Genomic DNA, 1,352 nt, shown 5'->3' on the forward strand with positions numbered 1-1,352 from the left:
ACGTGGCTTCAAAGGGAGCCGCATCTTCCCCGAAGACGCCCCGAGCCTTGGTCAAATGTACCTCGAAACGGGCTCCGTCAGCCGGATTGTAGTCGCTCGGATGCTTGAGCTGGATCACCGTATCCAGAACGTCCTCGCGCTTCGACGTTCCTCGGGCATTGCCCCCTCGGCTCGCGTGATGGACGATCAGAACTGTCACTCCTCGTCGTCGCAGCTGGAGCAGCCAGGCCTGCATCGAGTCCCACGACTCAGCATCGTTCTCGGGCCCTCCGTTCATCAACGTCGACATATTGTCGAGCACCAAGAATGACACGTCATCGAGAAAAGGCTTGAGGGCTATTTGATGCTTCCTATCCGCGAGGTTGATGCTCTGTCCCAAAGGCTGCCGATCCATGCAGAACAGTTTGAAGGCCTCCGCTTCAGGCTCGTGGTCGCTGGCCGCCTGGATAGCCTTTAGGCGCTCCTGCAAAGCCTGCTGGGGCATTTCACCGTCGATGTACAAGACCCGACGGGACTTCTCGGCCTTCCACCTCAGGAACTCTCCACCGCAGCTCACTGCGTGAGCAATGCCCAATGCAACGTGCGTCTTGCCGATCCCGCGACCGGCGAACAGCATCGCCAGACCCCGCTCGGGCAGGATCGGGTGTAGCAACGTTTTACGAGGCGGCAGCTTGAGCTTGGCGAACTCGGTCAGGCAGATCGGTGCGTTCCACTTGGGAGCGGGCTTCTCGCCGGGTTTTGGGGGAAACAGCATTTCAGTTCGCCTTCATTCCATCAAATGCAACAACGGAGGTGGACTTCATCAACGGCCCGACCTTGCGACGGGCCCAGGCGTCTAACTCGGACACTGGGTAGAGCGGGAAACGACCAGCCTTTCGAAATGCTGGGCCTTCGCTGCTCACGCAGGCGAGCTTCGCCAGCGTCTTCGGCGAGCAGGGGATGTTGTAGGTTGCGGTGATGTAAGCGGCGGCTTCCGCCCGGCGCAGATATCGTTCGCCGTTCGGGTTGCTGAGGTGCTTGTCGTCGTTCATAGGCAATCTCCGGTTTCTGAAGTTCGCCAAAAAACATTTTGAGCACCTCAAGTCTTTCAGAGACGAAGCCCATCAATTACGAAGAATTTTGCGGGATGACTTATCGGTCGAACAACGAACCGAAATTCGTGATCAAGGGCCGGTGGCTTACGAAAAGTCATTCACCGCGGCGCCGGTGGACTTCGGCCGCTTGCTGCAGCGCTCTTGTTCCGTAGGTTTCCTCGTGCATCTCGCGCACGACGTAGTCAAACTCGGTATCGCCGTTGTGGCTGCAGTACTCCTTTCCAGCCAGCCGAGCCCGGCGCAGCAATTCCTTCACCT

2 protein-coding genes are annotated in these 1,352 nt (G+C 58.5%); both read right to left on the reverse strand.

All coding sequences use genetic code 11. The features are described 5' to 3' along the window. A partial coding sequence (locus ACXJL8_RS41175; RefSeq protein WP_456687050.1) for an AAA family ATPase occupies positions 1-754 on the reverse strand: 754 nt, incomplete at its 3' end. Between the two features lies 1 nt (position 755). Further along, positions 756-1,031 carry a hypothetical protein gene (locus ACXJL8_RS41180; RefSeq protein WP_456624383.1) on the reverse strand — a complete coding sequence of 92 codons (276 nt, stop codon included), beginning with the start codon at positions 1,029-1,031 and terminating at the stop codon, positions 756-758. Positions 1,032-1,352: the final 321 nt, after the last annotated feature.

The sequence above is a fragment of the Bradyrhizobium sp. P5_C11_2 genome, from assembly GCF_054049755.1.